This is a genomic window from Massilia sp. NBRC 108631 (assembly GCF_059704565.1).
In genome coordinates this window covers 14,356-29,121 of sequence record NZ_BAAKJE010000214.1, presented here as the reverse complement: position 1 = coordinate 29,121, position 14,766 = coordinate 14,356, and the positions used below count along the sequence as shown (strand labels likewise).

11 protein-coding genes are annotated in these 14,766 nt (G+C 64.9%); 4 read left to right on the top strand and 7 right to left on the bottom strand.

Features of this window, described 5'->3' with window-relative positions:
• The 5 genes from AC6H42_RS23605 to AC6H42_RS23585 form a co-directional block, all read right to left on the bottom strand.
• Nucleotides 1-1,076, bottom strand: a 1,076-nt coding sequence (locus AC6H42_RS23605) for a Tar ligand binding domain-containing protein (RefSeq protein ID WP_497549077.1), incomplete at its 3' end; no start/stop codon positions are given.
• 14 nt (nucleotides 1,077-1,090) lie between these two features.
• Nucleotides 1,091-4,960, bottom strand: coding sequence for a carbamoyl-phosphate synthase large subunit (carB, locus tag AC6H42_RS23600; protein WP_497549076.1), 3,870 nt, complete (start codon nucleotides 4,958-4,960; stop codon nucleotides 1,091-1,093).
• Nucleotides 4,953-6,122: a glutamine-hydrolyzing carbamoyl-phosphate synthase small subunit gene (gene carA, locus AC6H42_RS23595; RefSeq protein ID WP_497549075.1), complete on the bottom strand. Its 1,170-nt coding sequence runs from the start codon at nucleotides 6,120-6,122 to the stop codon at nucleotides 4,953-4,955. Before carA ends, carB begins: the two co-directional genes overlap by 8 nt.
• 344 nt (nucleotides 6,123-6,466) lie before the next feature.
• Complete coding sequence (locus tag AC6H42_RS23590; RefSeq protein ID WP_497549074.1) at nucleotides 6,467-7,204, bottom strand: PEP-CTERM sorting domain-containing protein; 738 nt, start codon at nucleotides 7,202-7,204, stop codon at nucleotides 6,467-6,469.
• 58 nt (nucleotides 7,205-7,262) lie between these two features.
• On the bottom strand, nucleotides 7,263-8,048 hold the full coding sequence (locus AC6H42_RS23585) for a PEP-CTERM sorting domain-containing protein (RefSeq protein WP_497549073.1): 786 nt from the start codon (nucleotides 8,046-8,048) through the stop codon (nucleotides 7,263-7,265).
• A 161-nt stretch (nucleotides 8,049-8,209) separates the two neighbouring features.
• Between AC6H42_RS23585 and AC6H42_RS23580 the strand changes: the two genes are divergently transcribed.
• The 4 genes from AC6H42_RS23580 to AC6H42_RS23565 all read left to right on the top strand — a co-directional run bounded on the left by AC6H42_RS23580 (nucleotide 8,210) and on the right by AC6H42_RS23565 (nucleotide 13,347).
• A complete protein-coding gene (locus AC6H42_RS23580) occupies nucleotides 8,210-8,701 on the top strand; it encodes a dihydrofolate reductase (RefSeq protein WP_057157069.1) in 492 nt (163 codons plus the stop codon).
• Between the two features lie 39 nt (nucleotides 8,702-8,740).
• A complete protein-coding gene (locus AC6H42_RS23575; protein WP_057157068.1) occupies nucleotides 8,741-9,358 on the top strand; it encodes a DUF4337 domain-containing protein in 618 nt (205 codons plus the stop codon).
• A 158-nt stretch (nucleotides 9,359-9,516) separates the two neighbouring features.
• Nucleotides 9,517-11,772, top strand: coding sequence for an arginine/lysine/ornithine decarboxylase (locus AC6H42_RS23570; protein ID WP_057157067.1), 2,256 nt, complete (start codon nucleotides 9,517-9,519; stop codon nucleotides 11,770-11,772).
• Between the two features lie 168 nt (nucleotides 11,773-11,940).
• Nucleotides 11,941-13,347 (top strand): sigma 54-interacting transcriptional regulator, encoded by a 1,407-nt coding sequence (locus AC6H42_RS23565; protein ID WP_497549072.1) that lies wholly within the window; start codon nucleotides 11,941-11,943, stop codon nucleotides 13,345-13,347.
• Here the strand turns inward: AC6H42_RS23565 and AC6H42_RS23560 are convergent.
• Nucleotides 13,344-14,072, bottom strand: a complete 729-nt coding sequence (locus AC6H42_RS23560; protein WP_497549071.1) for an amidohydrolase family protein — start codon at nucleotides 14,070-14,072, stop codon at nucleotides 13,344-13,346. The two genes, AC6H42_RS23565 and AC6H42_RS23560, sit on opposite strands and share 4 nt — an antisense overlap.
• Nucleotides 14,073-14,079: 7 nt before the next feature.
• A complete protein-coding gene (locus tag AC6H42_RS23555; protein ID WP_497549070.1) occupies nucleotides 14,080-14,748 on the bottom strand; it encodes a hypothetical protein in 669 nt (222 codons plus the stop codon).
• Nucleotides 14,749-14,766: the final 18 nt, after the last annotated feature.

The window sequence follows — 14,766 nt, the reverse complement described above, 5'->3', positions numbered from 1 at the left end:
TTGATCGAGCCCATGGTGTCCACCACTTGCGACACCACCACGCCGCCCTTGATGGCCACTTCCGAGGCCGACTGCGCCAGCAAATTGGCCTGGCGAGAATTTTCCGCGTTCTGCTTGACGGTGCCGGTGAGTTCCTCCATTGACGACGCGGTTTCCTCCAGCGAACCGGCTTGCTGGCCGGTGCGGTCCGACAAGTCCATATTGCCGGCGGCGATCTGGCCGGAGGCGCTGGAGATGGTGTCGGTGCTGCCGCGCACCTCTGCCACGATGGCCGCCAGGTTGGTCTTCATCTTGTCCAGTGCCGTCAGCAGCAAGCCAATCTCGCTGGTGCTGCGCTGTTCCACCTGCCCGGTCAGGTCGCCGTCGGCCACCTGGATAGCGATATCCATGGCTTGCTGCAGCGGTGCCGAAATGGCTTTCACCAGCAGCATGCCGACAAACGCCGACAACGCCACGCCCGCCACCAGCACCACGATGGTGGTGGTGCGCGCGCTGTCCAGGCCCGCCTGCACCGCCACGTCGTTGACCTTGCCGCGCTGGTCGCTGTACTCGGCCAGCGCTTTCAGCGCCAGGTCGCCGACACGGTAAGACGGGTTGATCTTCTTGATCAGCACCATCTCCGCGTCATCCCACTTGTCGGCCCGGATCGCCGTGGCGGCTGCCCTGATGTGCTCCAGCCCCAGGCCCGCGCTTTTCTCGTACCAGTCCTGCGCCAGCTTTTTCTCTTCCTCGGACTTGATGCTGCCCAGGTAGTGCTCCCAGCGCCTGGCCACGCGCGCCGAGGCATCGTCGATGATGCCCCAGTGGACGGTGAGCGCATGGTCGTGCAGCTTGGACCATTCGAATGCGGTGTTGTGCTGCAGCGCCTGCAGGATCTGGCTGCGGCTGGTTTCCATATCCAGCCGTATGGCGTTGCGCTCGTTGGCGTTGGCCTGATCGCTCAGGGTGACGTCCTTGAGCAGGTTGACCGAGCGATTGGCGCTGTAGATACCCATCGCGCCGATCGCCATGATCAGTGAAATCAGAATGGCCAGCGCGATTACGACCAGGTTCTTGATCTTCATATTAGCCAACATGTGATACTCCTTGCTTAGTCTTGGATTTTTAATGCCGTATTGCCGAAGAAGCGGTGCAAGCCGCTCCTCAGTTCTTCCACTTCGTCGAACTCGATGTAGGTCACGTCGCACAGGTCGTCCAGCTCGCGCAGCAAGGTGGTCTTGATCGGCGCGCCCTTCCACACCAGGAACAGCACCGGCGTGCGGCGGCCCTGGAAGATGTGGTAGGCCAGCTCGAAGGCGCTGCTTTCGCTCATGCCGACGCGGATGTTGATCATCACATCCGCCTGCTGCAGCATCTGCAGCCGGTGGCGGCGGAAGTTCTTCGGCGTAAACGGCAGCTGCTGCTTGCGTTCGAACGAGATGCGGAAGGTATCCGCGCTCTCGGCCTCGGTGCCGGTCAGGTACTGGAACGGATGCGGCAGGCCGTTGGCGCTGTCGATCAGTTCCAGGATGTCGGCGACCATGCGCTGTTGCCGCTGGTCCGATTCCGTGAACGGCTGGCGGATGAACAGCCGCAGCGGCGGCACGCCCACGCTGCGCTCGCGCGCGCTGCCGCGCCGCTCGGGCAGGTCGGCGGCAGCAGCGGCCAGGTCGGCGGCGCCCGGTTCGCGGCGCGCCCGCGCCGCCGAACTGGCCACGGCGATGGCGTCGCGCGCGGCCTGCGCGACATGCTCTTCCAGGTGCGCCCTGGCAGCCTGCCGGTGCAAGGCCTGCAGCGAGTGCAGCGTGTTGTCGTCCGCGTGCCGCATGGCGTCCAGCGACGCCTCGGCGGCGGCAATGGTGGTGAAGTAGGCCGCACCGGATGCCAGCGTGGCCACGCGCAGTGCGCGCGAGGCGCCGATGGCGCTGCGTTTCTCGTCCACCGTCACCACCACCAGGCCGATTTCCTTGTTGGCCAGCATGGCCATGGCTTGCTCGTCCTGCAGTTCGCGCACCGGAATCTCGGCCGCGCCGATCACCAGCGCCGTCACGTGGCTGGCCAGCAGCTCAAAACCCAGCGCCGACAGGTCGCGCGCCAGCCCCACCGCGCGCGCCTGGTCGCCCTTGCGCACCCGCAGATAGGCCCGGCCGCCGCGCGGCAAGCGCACGCCGGCGCCCAGCAAGGCCTTGAAATACGCCTCGCCGAAGGTCGGGCCGCAACCCATCACCTCGCCGGTGGATTTCATCTCGGGGCCGAGGACGGTGTCCACGCCGAGGAATTTGGCGAACGGCAGCACGGCTTCCTTCACGCTGAAATACGGCGGCACGACTTCGGCCGTGACACCCTGCTGCGCCAGCGACTGGCCTGCCATGCAGCGCGCCGCCACCTTGGCCAGCGCCAGGCCGGTGGCCTTGGACACGAAGGGCACTGTGCGCGAAGCGCGCGGATTGACTTCCAGCACGAAGATCTGGTCGCGCACGCGGCCGTCCACCTTGTTGCGCTGGACCGCGAACTGCACGTTCATCAGCCCCACCACGTGCAGGCCGCGCGCCAGGCGCTCGCTCTGGCGCTTGATCTCGGCCACGGTGTCGTGCGCCAGCGAGTACGGCGGCAGCGAGCAGGCCGAGTCGCCGGAATGGATGCCGGCCTGCTCGATGTGCTCCATCACGCCGCCAATGATCACCTGGGCGCCGTCGGACACGCAGTCCACGTCCACTTCGATGGCGTCGTCCAGGAAGCGGTCCAGCAGCACGGGCGAGTCGTGCGACACTTTCACCGCTTCGCGCATGTAGCGTTCCAGGTCGGCGCGCTCGTGCACGATCTCCATCGCGCGGCCGCCCAGCACGTAGGAAGGACGCACCACCAGCGGATAGCCGATTTCCTCGGCCAGCATCACCGCGTCCTGCTCGGTGCGCGCGGTGCGGTTGGGCGGCTGGCGCAGGTCCAGCTGGTGCAGCAGCTGCTGGAAGCGCTCGCGGTCCTCGGCGGCGTCGATCATGTCCGGCGAGGTGCCGATGATGGGCACGCCGTTCGCTTCCAGGTCCAGCGCCAGCTTCAGCGGGGTCTGCCCGCCATACTGCACGATGACGCCCACCGGGCGCTCGATGGCGACGATCTCCAGCACGTCCTCCAGCGTCAGCGATTCGAAGTACAGGCGGTCGGAGGTGTCGTAGTCGGTGGACACGGTTTCCGGATTGCAGTTGACCATGATGGTCTCGTAGCCGTCCTCGCGCATGGCCAGCGCCGCGTGTACGCAGCAGTAATCGAACTCGATGCCCTGGCCGATGCGGTTGGGTCCGCCGCCCAGCACCATGATCTTGCGCGCATCGGTGGGCAGCGATTCGCATTCCTCGTCGTAGGTCGAGTACATATAGGCGGTGCGGGTGGCGAATTCGGCGGCGCAGGTGTCCACGCGCTTATACACCGGGCGTACGCCCAGCAGCTGGCGGTGGGTACGCACGGCCTGCTCGGCCACGCCCAGCAGTGCAGCCAGGCGGCGGTCGCCGAAGCCCTGCTGCTTGAGGCGGAACAGCACCGGCTTGTCCAGCCCCTCCAGGGTTTGCGTCTGCACCCACTGCTCCACTTCCACCAGGTCGTGGATCTGGGCCAGGAACCAGGGATCGATGCCGGACAGGCGGTGCACCTCTTCCTGCGTCATGCCCTGGGCAAAAGCTTCGCCCACATACCAGATGCGCTGCGGGCCGGGCGAGGACAGCTGCTCGGAAATGACGGCGGCGCCCGTGCTGGGGCGGCGCAGGCCGTCCAGGCCGATGTCCAGGCCGCGCAAGGCCTTCTGGAACGATTCCTGGAAGGTGCGGCCCATGGCCATCACCTCGCCGACGGATTTCATCTGCGTGGTCAGGCGCTCGTCGGCGCCGGGGAACTTCTCGAAGGCGAAACGCGGCACCTTGGTCACCACGTAGTCGATGGAGGGTTCGAAGGACGCCGGGGTGGCGCCGCCGGTGATGTCGTTCTGCAGTTCATCGAGAGTGAAACCGACAGCCAGCTTGGCCGCCACGCGCGCGATCGGAAAGCCGGTGGCTTTCGAGGCCAGCGCCGAGGAACGCGACACGCGCGGGTTCATTTCGATAACGATCATGCGGCCGTCGGCCGGGTTCAGGGCGAACTGCACATTCGAGCCGCCCGTGTCCACGCCGATCTTGCGCAGCACCGCCAGCGAGGCGTTGCGCATGATCTGGTATTCCTTGTCGGTGAGCGTCTGCGCCGGGGCCACCGTGATGGAGTCGCCGGTGTGCACGCCCATCGGGTCCAGGTTTTCGATGGAGCAGACGATGATGCAATTGTCCGCCCTGTCGCGCACCACCTCCATCTCGAATTCCTTCCAGCCAATCAGCGATTCCTCGATCAGCAGCTCGCAGGTGGGCGACAGCTCCAGCCCGCGCAGGCAGATCTCGTTGAACTGGGCCGCGTCGTGCGCGATGCCGCCGCCGCTGCCGCCCATGGTGAACGAGGGGCGGATGATGACCGGGAAGCCCAGTTCCTCCTGCGCGGCCCAGGCTTCGGCCATGTTGTGGGCGATGCCCGAGCGCGCCGATTCCAGGCCGATCTTGCTCATGCAGGCCTTGAACTTGGCGCGGTCCTCGGCCTTGTCGATGGCTTCCGGGGTAGCGCCGATCAGTTCCACGCCGAACTGTTCCAGCACGCCGTGGCGGTGCAGGTCGAGCGCACAGTTGAGCGCAGTCTGGCCGCCCATGGTGGGCAGCACGGCCTGCGGACGGTCTTGTTCGATGATGCGCGCCACCACTTCCCAGGTGATCGGTTCGATATAGGTAACGTCCGCCATATCGGGGTCGGTCATGATGGTGGCCGGGTTGCTGTTGACCAGGATGACCTTGTAGCCCTCCTCGCGCAGCGCCTTGCACGCCTGGGCGCCGGAATAGTCGAACTCGCAGGCCTGGCCGATGACGATGGGGCCGGCGCCGATAATGAGGATGCTGTCGATGTCGGTACGCTTAGGCATGCTGCTGGCCTCCCATCAGATTGACGAAACGGTCGAATAAGGGCGCCAGGTCGTGTGGACCGGGCGAGGCTTCCGGGTGTCCCTGGAAGCAGAATGCCGGCCGGTCGGTACGCATGAAGCCTTGCAGCGAGCCGTCGAACAGCGAGATATGGGTAATGCGGCAATTCTCGGGCAGGGACTCCGGGTCCACCGCGAAGCCATGGTTCTGGGATGTGATCATCACCTTGCCGGTGGCCAGGTCCTGCACCGGGTGGTTGGCGCCGTGGTGGCCGAACTTCATCTTCAGGGTGCGCGCGCCCGAGGCGAGCGCCATGATCTGATGCCCCAGGCAGATGCCGAAGGTGGGGATACCGCGCTCGATCAGCTCGCGCGCCGCCTCGATCGCGTAGCCGCAGGGCTGCGGGTCGCCGGGCCCGTTGGACAGGAAGATGCCGTCCGGGTTCAGCGCCAGCGCGGCCTGCGCGCCCGCCTCGGCCGGCAGCACGGTGACGCGGCAGCCGCGCTCGGACAGCATGCGCAGGATATTGGTCTTGACGCCATAGTCGTACGCCACCACATGGAAGCGCGGATTGTCCACCCGGCCGTAGCCTCTGCCCAGGCGCCACTCGGTCGCGTGCCATTCGTAGGCGCTGTCGGTGCTGACGGTGCGTGCCAGGTCCATGCCGGACAAGCCCGGGAAGGCGCGCGCCAGCGCCATGGCCTGGTCGGCCAGCCGGCCCTCCGCATGCCCGGTGACGATGGCGCCGTTCTGGGCGCCGCCCTCGCGCAGGATGCGGGTCAGCCTGCGCGTGTCGATGCCGGCGATGGCCACGATGTTCTGCACGCGCAGCCACTCGGACAGGCTTTGCGAGGAACGGAAGTTGGACGCCAGCAGCGGCAAATCCTTGATCACCAGGCCGGCGGCGTGGATGCGCGGCGATTCGCCATCCTCGCCGTTCACGCCGGTGTTGCCGATATGGGGATAGGTCAGGGTAACGATCTGGCGGCTATAGCTGGGGTCGCTCAGGATCTCCTGGTAACCCGTCATCGCGGTATTGAACACCACTTCGCCGCTGGTGTGACCTGCGGCGCCGATTGCAACGCCTTGAAATAAAGTTCCGTCGGCAAGCGCCAGAACCGCGTGTTCTACTTCGCCCAAGGCATGCTTGAGTGGATGTTTCATTGCCGTCTCCTCCATGACATCCATTTAACAATTCATTCGGTTTTCGCTTGCCCAAGTGGGAAGCCGGCTACCGCTGGATGTCACAATACGGGAAAAAGACGAGGGTAATTCTCTCCAATCCTCACGCCCAGGGGAATATCCCGGGCACCGTCCTGAACAAACTTATTTCCTTGATGCAATTACGCAACGTTCGTTGATCAAACTTTAATTTAATTTGTCCGCCTGATAAAAGACTGGCCCCGCTGACAATCTTGCCGATGCAGGCGTGGGCGCCAAATGAATAGTCGCGCGATATTCAATTCCCGTCTTGGACAATATTCCCAATTCAAAAAAATGAAAATGCGTCATGGTTGATTTTTCTCACATTCCCGTGCGCGCCGGCGGCACCACTGTGCGCCGCCAAGCACGGCCAACCCCGCCGTCAGCATGGTCCAGCTGCCAGGCTCCGGCACGGGCGCCACCGCGTTCAGGGCAGAGGCCACGGTATCCAGCCTGAACGATCCCTCTCCCTCGCCGGCGCCGCTAAGCAGTTCACCATAGAACAGGCGGCTCGCGTCCTCATGCAGGCCGTCGCCCGTCCGCAGGCGTCCGCTGAAGCGCTGTTCTCCCATCAGATCCGCTTCCAGGCTGGCGATGGCGTAGGTCGTATCGCCGGCTTCGCGGTCCATGCCCACCGCGAATTCCACACCGAACAGCGCCAGGGTATTGGGCGTGAGCACAAACGGCATGGTCTGGCTGCCGCTGCTGTAGGCCAGCGAATCGGCGGTAAAGGCCTGCACTCTGCTGCTGCCGCTGTCGGGCAAGACGGCGGTGATGGCGATGCCCGTCCCGTTTGCGCCATGCAGCGTGCCGTAATAACCGCTGTATTCCTCGTAATAGTCGCTGCGGTTGTAAATACCGATAAATGCCTGCACCCATGGGTCATAAGGAAAGGCGATCGCCGGCGCAATGCCGTCCGACGCATCCATATCGATTAATTCGATCTTGAATCCCGTAATGTCGGCACGGGCCGAGGACGCGAAAACATTCCCCATGGCCAGCGCGCAGAACAGCGCCGCCAATACTGAGTTTCTATTAAACATAATTCCTCCGGAAAATGATTGGCCCGCCCAGGCAAAATGCAAGACGGTGCTCATCCATTTAATAAGCGGAGGAATGAAAAATCCCGTCAATTAAATACGGTGTTTGATAATGCGCAAAGCATGGCGTGCGCCCTTGCCGGCGGAACGCGGCGCCAACAACGCCCAGCCCCGCGGCCAGCATGGTCCAGGTAACGGGTTCGGGAACCGGAAGGGCGTTGGCATAGACGTAGGTGCCCACGTTCAGGAAGCCCCCCTTCAGCGCCTGGCTGCCTGCGCGTACTTCGAAACGGACCGTATCGCTGCCGCTCTCGTCGCCGCTCAGATTGTCCGTATCGATACTCCCGCCCACGTTCCCCGTCCCATCGATGTACGCGCCCATGAACGCATCGGCGTAGCTGGCGTAGCCATACTCGCCGTCCGTGCTGATGGCCAGGCCGGCGCTGAATATCGCCGCCGTGTCAGGCGTCAGCTCGAACTCCAGAACAAACTGGTTGCTGTGCGCCGAGTTATAGAAGCCGCGCCCCACCAACGAAATCTCGCTGAGGAAGGTATCCGGCGCGGCGGAACTGAAAGCGCTGCCAAATGAATATTCGCGCTGCACCGAGCCATACTCCTCCACCTGGACGCTATCCGGTCCGGCGGGGCCAAAGGCACTGATGTAGGCGCCGACGGTAATGCCGTCCATGCGCAAGGCCGGCGCGATGCCGTCCGTGGGGTTCAAGTCGATCAGCTGTATGCCAAATCCTGTCACGCTGGCGCGTGCGGATACCGCATGCACGGGGCCAGGCAGCGCCATGCCCGCCGCCAGAAACAGTGCCCCTGTCCATTTCGATGTGCTCATCATGCCTCCTGAAAGGTAAATCCGGCGGACCGGCGTCCGGCCATTGATTAAAAGGCAAACCTGCCAATTACACCACTACCATTTCAATGGCGCGCGGCAAGAAGACGCCCCGGCGGCCGCCAGCTATAATGTCGGGCCTAGCACCCACTGCCCTGCAAGGCCACATGACACTGCTCACCATCATCGTCGCCACCGACGCCCAGCGCGGCATCGGCATCAACAACACGCTGCCGTGGAAACTGCCGGAAGACATGGCCCACTTCAAGCGCCTGACCACCGGCCACCCCGTCATCATGGGCCGCAAAACCTACCAGTCCATCGGCCGCCCGCTGCCCAACCGCCGCAACATCGTGGTCACCCGCAGCGCCGAATGGCGCGCCGACGGCGTCGAGACGGCGCAGTCGCTGCAACAGGCGCGCGCGCTGGTGCAGGACGCGGCCGAAGCCTTCATCATCGGCGGCGCCCAGATCTACGCCGAGGCGCTGGCCGCAGGCCTGGCGGACCAGGTCATCCAGACCGAAATCGGCCAGGCTTTCCAATGCGACGCCCATTTCCCGCCGCTGGGTGCAGAATGGGAGGAAATGGAGCGCCAGCAGTACACCGCCGCCAGCGGCCTGCGCTACGCATTCGTCACCTTGCGCCGCAGGCCGCGGTAGGCACTACCTGTTCATCAACAAGCAACAAAGGAACCATCAATGTCAGGACACGGTTTTCACGTCCACGGCCCGCACGACCACGCTGTGGAGCATGCCGCCCACAGCAACGACAAATTCTCCGGCAACATCGCCGTTACCACTGCCATCCTGGCCACGCTTGGCGCGCTGTTCGGCTACCAGGGCGGCGCCACGCAGAACGAAGCGGCCCTGTACAAGAATAACGCCGCCATCGACAAGACCCAGGCCGCCAACAGCTGGAATTACTACCAGGCCAAGTCCAACAAGCAGAACCTGGCCGAACTGGCCATGACCTTGCCCAATGTGAACCCGGAGCAGTTCAAGGCCGAGGTGGCGCGCTACCGCAGCGAGAAGGAAGTGATCAAGAAAGACGCCGAGAAGTGGGAAGCCTCTTCGGCGGAGTGGAACCAGAAGTCCGATGCCGCGCTGCACCAGCACCACCAGTGGGCGCTGGCCACCACGGCCGAACAGATCGCCATTTCGCTGGCGGCGATCACCCTTCTGACGCATCGCCGCTGGCTGCTGTACACTGCGTACGCGGTGGCCGGCGCCGGGATCGCGCTGGGGCTGTTCGCGGCCCTGCACATCGACCCGATCGGCGCGCTCCTGAGCGGCGGCGCGGCCGCCGGGCACCATTAAGCACCACCAGGCATCGATATGAAAGAGGATGCTGCCAACATCGTAATTTTTTTCCCCGTTGGCAGCATTTTCTGCGAGAATCCCGTTCTTATTTTTTTTCGCCCAGCCCGCTCCGGCCATAGATAGCCCGGGGCGGTTCTTCTTTTTGGAGACAAGTAATGAAATTTCGTTTCCCCATCGTCATCATTGACGAGGATTTTCGCTCTGAGAACACGTCCGGCCTGGGCATCCGCGCCCTGGCCGCCGCGATGGAAAAAGAAGGCATGGAAGTGCTGGGCGTAACCAGCTACGGCGACCTGTCCCAGTTCGCGCAACAGCAGTCGCGCGCCTCGGCCTTCGTGCTGTCCATCGACGACGAGGAGTTTGGCGGCGGTACGGTGGAAGAAACCGACCACGCCCTGAAGTCGCTGCGCGCCTTCGTCGAAGAGATCCGCTACAAGAACTCGGACATCCCGATCTACCTGTACGGCGAAACGCGCACCTCGCGCCATATCCCCAACGATATCCTGCGCGAGCTGCACGGCTTCATCCACATGTTCGAGGATACCCCGGAATTCGTGGCGCGCCACATCATCCGCGAAGCCAAGTCCTACCTGGACGGCCTTTCGCCGCCCTTCTTCCGCGCGCTGGTGCACTACGCCAACGACGGCTCCTATTCCTGGCACTGCCCCGGCCACTCCGGCGGCGTGGCCTTCCTGAAGTCGCCCATCGGCCAGATGTTCCACCAGTTCTTCGGCGAGAACATGCTGCGCGCCGACGTCTGCAACGCGGTGGAAGAACTGGGCCAGCTGCTGGACCACACCGGCCCGGTGGCCGCCTCCGAGCGCAACGCCGCCCGCATCTACAACGCCGACCACTGCTACTTCGTCACCAACGGCACCTCCACCTCGAACAAGATGGTGTGGCACTCGACGGTGGCGCCGGGCGACATCGTGGTGGTGGACCGCAACTGCCACAAGTCCATCCTGCACTCGATCATCATGTGCGGCGCGATTCCCGTATTCCTGATGCCGACCCGCAACCACCTCGGCATCATCGGCCCGATCCCGCTGGAAGAGTTCTCGATGGAGAGCATCCAGCGCAAGATCGACGCCAACCCGTTCGCACGCGACGCCAAGAACAAGAAGCCGCGCATCCTGACCATCACCCAGTCGACCTACGACGGCGTGGTGTACAACGTCGAGACCTTGCGCGAAATGCTGGACGGTAAAATCGACACCCTGCACTTCGACGAAGCGTGGCTGCCGCACGCCACCTTCCACGATTTCTACAAGAACATGCACGCCATCGGCAAGGACCGTCCGCGCGCCAAGGAATCGATGATCTTCTCCACCCAGTCCACGCACAAGCTGCTGGCGGGCCTGTCGCAGGCCTCGCAGGTGCTGGTGCGCGAATCGGAATCGGTCAAGCTGGACAAGGACGCCTTCAACGAGGCCTACCTGATGCATACGTCCACCTCGCCGCAGTACTCCATCATCGCCTCGTGCGACGTGGCCGCGGCCATGATGGAAGCGCCCGGCGGCACCGCGCTGGTGGAGGAATCGATCCTGGAAGCGCTGGACTTCCGCCGCGCGATGCGCAAGATCGACGAAGAATGGGGCAAAGACTGGTGGTTCAAGGTCTGGGGCCCGAACGAGTTCGCCGAAGAAGGCATCGGCTCGCAGGAAGACTGGATCTTCAGCGCCGACAGCCAGGAATGGCACGGCTTCGGCAAGCTGGCGCCGGGCTTCAACATGCTTGACCCGATCAAGGCGACCATCGTCAACCCCGGCCTGTCGCTGGACGGCCAATTCGGCGACACCGGCATTCCGGCCTCGATCGTGACCAAGTACCTGGCTGAGCACGGCGTGATCGTCGAGAAGTGCGGCCTGTACTCCTTCTTCATCATGTTCACCATCGGCATCACGAAAGGCCGCTGGAACACGCTGCTGACCGCGCTGCAGCAGTTCAAGGACGACTACGACAAGAACATGCCGCTGTGGCGCATCCTGCCGGAGTTCTCGCAAGCGAACCCGCGCTACGAGCAGATGGGTCTGCGCGACCTGTGCCAGCAGATCCACGACTTCTACAAGGCGTACGACGTGGCGCGCCTGACGACCGAGATGTATCTGTCGGACATGATCCCGGCCATGAAGCCGTCGGACGCCTTCGCCAAGATGGCGCACCGCGAAATCGAGCGCGTGGCGATCGACGAGCTGGAAGGCCGCATCACGTCCATCCTGCTGACGCCGTACCCGCCAGGCATTCCGCTGCTGATCCCGGGCGAGCGCTTCAACAAGACCATCGTCGACTACCTGCGCTTCGCGCGCGACTTCAACGAACGCTTCCCCGGCTTCGAGACCGACGTGCACGGCCTGGTCAAGCGTGAAGTGAACGGCAAGCGCGACTACTTCGTCGACTGCGTCAAGCAATAAACAGTAAGTTTCCGTAAAGACAAATGGGGTCAGGGTTGATTATTTAATTAACCCTGACCCCATTTTGCTTTGCGGCAGGCCCGGCGCGCGGCGTGCACGTTTGGCGCCGGTCAAAGCGACGGTGGGCGGATGGGCATATAGTGCTGCCTTCGCCTCGCCGAAACTGCTATGGAACGCCTGGATGCGCTTGCCGTGTGGCTGCATATGGTCGAACAGACACAGGCGGATATTGGCCCGGCGTTGGTGGCTGAGCTTGACAGGCTGGGCGTCGGGGCGCAGCCGGGGACGCTGCCGGCCGTGCCGGCAGGCAGCCTTGGGATTGTGCTGTTCAGCCTGTGGAACGACGCGCTCGCGGCGCAGCTGGCGGCGCTGTCGGCCCGCGCCACCGTGCTGGCCATCGCTTGCGGAAGCGAACCGCTGGCGCCGGACGCAATGTGGGCCGCGCTTGCGGCGGGGGCGGCCGATTTGCTGCAGTGGCCGGCAGGCGCGGCGCAGGCTGTCGCGGCACAGGCCGCAGCCAGGCTGCGGCGCTGGCAGGCGGTGCAGCGCATCATGGAGTCGAGCACCGTGCAGGCCAGCCTGGTCGGCGACAGCCCGCCCTGGCGCGCGCTGGTGCGCAACGTGGTGGAGGTGGCGGCGTTCTCGCAGTCGTCGGTGCTGATCACGGGCGAAACCGGCACCGGCAAGGAGCAGATCGCGCAGCTGATCCACCGGCTCAGCGGTGCGCGCGGCGAGCTGGTGGTGCTGGACTGCACCACCTTGTCGGCCGAGCTGGCCGGCAGCGAATTCTTCGGCCACGAGCGCGGCGCCTTCACCGGTGCGGCCAACGCCCGCGACGGCGCCTTCGCGCTGGCCGACGGCGGCGTGCTGTTCCTGGACGAGGTGGGCGAGCTGCCGCTGGCCATGCAGGCGCAACTGCTGCGCGTGATACAGGAGCAGAAGTACAAGCGGCTCGGCAGCAACACCTGGCAGCCCACCCGCTTCCGCCTGGTCTGCGCTACCAACCGCGACCTCGAGGCGGGAGTAGCCGACGGCAGCTTCCGGGCCGACCTGTATTACCGCATCGCGGGCTGGCGCTGCCGCCCGCCGCCGCTGCGCGAACGCCAGAGCGACATCCTGCCGCTGGCCGAGCACTTTATCGGCCAGCTGGCGCAGGACGGGGCGCGCTGCGAGCTGGACCCCGCCGTGAAGGCTTACCTGCTCACGCGCGAATATCCCGGCAACGTGCGCGACCTGCGCCAGACGGTGGCGCGCATCTGGCACCGGCATTGCGGCCCGGGGCCGGTAACGATAGGCGATGTGCCGCCGGACGAACGCCCATGCGGCGCCCCCGCGTGGCCGGACAGCTGCTTCGCCAACGCCATCCGGCACGCGGTCGATATGGGGATGGGACTGGGGCGCATCACGCAGGCAGCCGGCGACATGGCGATCCAGATGGTGCTGGAACAGGAACACGACAACAACCAGCGCGCGGCGGCGCGCCTGGGCGTCACCGACCGCGCGCTGCAGTTGCGGCGCAAGGCCTGGGGAGAGGCGGCAGGCCTCGCGCCGCAGCCGCAGGGCGCGCCGCGCTAAGCCTGCCCGGTCAGACGCATGAAATTCTCGCCCAGGATCAGCCGTTCGTCGCTCTCGGGCAGGTGCAGCAGCCGGATCTTCTCCAGCTCCAGGCCCGGATGCAGCCATGGCCCGTCCGAACCGAACAGCATCTTGTGCGCTCCGGCGCGGCGCACCGCCTGCTCCAGCAGGTCGAAGCGCCGCACGCCGGAGCTGTCCGCGTAGATGTTCTTGTGCCGCACCAGGTGGTCGATCAGCGCCAGTTGCGCGGCCCAGTCGTCACCGAAACTGCCCAGGTGCGGGATGATGAAATTAACGTCCGGATACTGCGCCGCCAGCAGTTCCGCCACCGCCACATCCCCCATCGGATCGTACAGCACCGGCACACCGAACACGCGCGCCGCTTCGCACACTTCGCCGCTGATGCGCGCGTCGTGCCGGTGCACCTTGATGCCGATGAAGCCGTAGTCCTGCACCGCCGTGCGCACCATGGCGGCGATCCGGCCCCGGTCGCGCGCCGCGTGCACGAATGCGTAGGCATAGAACTGCTGCGGACGCGCCGCGGCCAGCCGTGCCACCTCGGCGTTGGCTCGCGCGTAGTCGCTATGGAAGGTCGCCAGCAGCGCGCTGCGCTCTATACCGGCAGCGCGGGCGCGGCGCAGGTAGCGCCCCAGCCCGGCATTACTGTCCCACGGCCCGCTCAAGCCGTCTCCCGGGCCGGCATGGCAGTGACAGTCGATGATCACGGCCGCCTCACCATCCGTCGCCGCCATTGTAGGGGGTGCCGTAGCCGCCGCCGTAGCCATACCCGCGCTGCGCGCGGCGCTTGCGCCAGCGCCCGCCGTAGGCTTCACCCTCCTCCTCGCCTGCCAGTTCGTAGTGCGGCACATGCTGCACCAGCGCTTCGCCCAGCGCCTTGCGCACCGCTTGCGGACTGCCATCGCTGGATGCGGCCAGCTGCGCCGCGGTCCCGGCTATGCGCACGAAGCGGCGCGCCATTTCGAATTCCTGCTGTTCGTATTCCATGCCGCCGAATTCCAGTTCCAGCGCCTTGGCCACCGCCCCGCCCAGCGCGGAGCCGATTGCGGTGCCCACGCCGGGTATCGGAATGAACGACCCCAGCGCGCCACCAACGAAAGGCAGCGCCTTCTTGGCGATGCCCTTCAAGGCGCCGCCCAGCGGCTTGGCCACCTTGCCGATGGCCGAGCCGACTTTCTTCAGGCCCTTCAGCGCGCCTTTGAACAGCCCCCCCAGGAACTGATCCAGTTCGGCTTCGCTGGTCACCGACATGAGCTCCAGCGCCAGTTCCATTTCCTGCGCCTCGTTGAACGGGCCTTCCTGCGCCAGGCCAAATTCCATGACTTCGAAGCCGCCGGCAGTGGTGCTGCGGCAGGACGTGCAGTTGCATTGTTTGCAGTACATGATGCTCTCCTTTGTCGA

Bases quoted from the DNA above. Each gene is read 5' to 3' on its own strand.
- AC6H42_RS23565 (WP_497549072.1), top strand. From the start codon at position 11,941: ATGGAACGCCTGGATGCGCTTGCCGTGTGGCTGCATATGGTCGAACAG.
- carB (WP_497549076.1), bottom strand. From the start codon at position 4,960: ATGCCTAAGCGTACCGACATCGACAGCATCCTCATTATCGGCGCCGGC.
- AC6H42_RS23590 (WP_497549074.1), bottom strand. From the start codon at position 7,204: ATGTTTAATAGAAACTCAGTATTGGCGGCGCTGTTCTGCGCGCTGGCC.
- AC6H42_RS23585 (WP_497549073.1), bottom strand. From the start codon at position 8,048: ATGATGAGCACATCGAAATGGACAGGGGCACTGTTTCTGGCGGCGGGC.
- AC6H42_RS23575 (WP_057157068.1), top strand. From the start codon at position 8,741: ATGTCAGGACACGGTTTTCACGTCCACGGCCCGCACGACCACGCTGTG.
- AC6H42_RS23580 (WP_057157069.1), top strand. From the start codon at position 8,210: ATGACACTGCTCACCATCATCGTCGCCACCGACGCCCAGCGCGGCATC.
- carA (WP_497549075.1), bottom strand. From the start codon at position 6,122: ATGAAACATCCACTCAAGCATGCCTTGGGCGAAGTAGAACACGCGGTT.
- AC6H42_RS23555 (WP_497549070.1), bottom strand. From the start codon at position 14,748: ATGTACTGCAAACAATGCAACTGCACGTCCTGCCGCAGCACCACTGCC.
- AC6H42_RS23570 (WP_057157067.1), top strand. From the start codon at position 9,517: ATGAAATTTCGTTTCCCCATCGTCATCATTGACGAGGATTTTCGCTCT.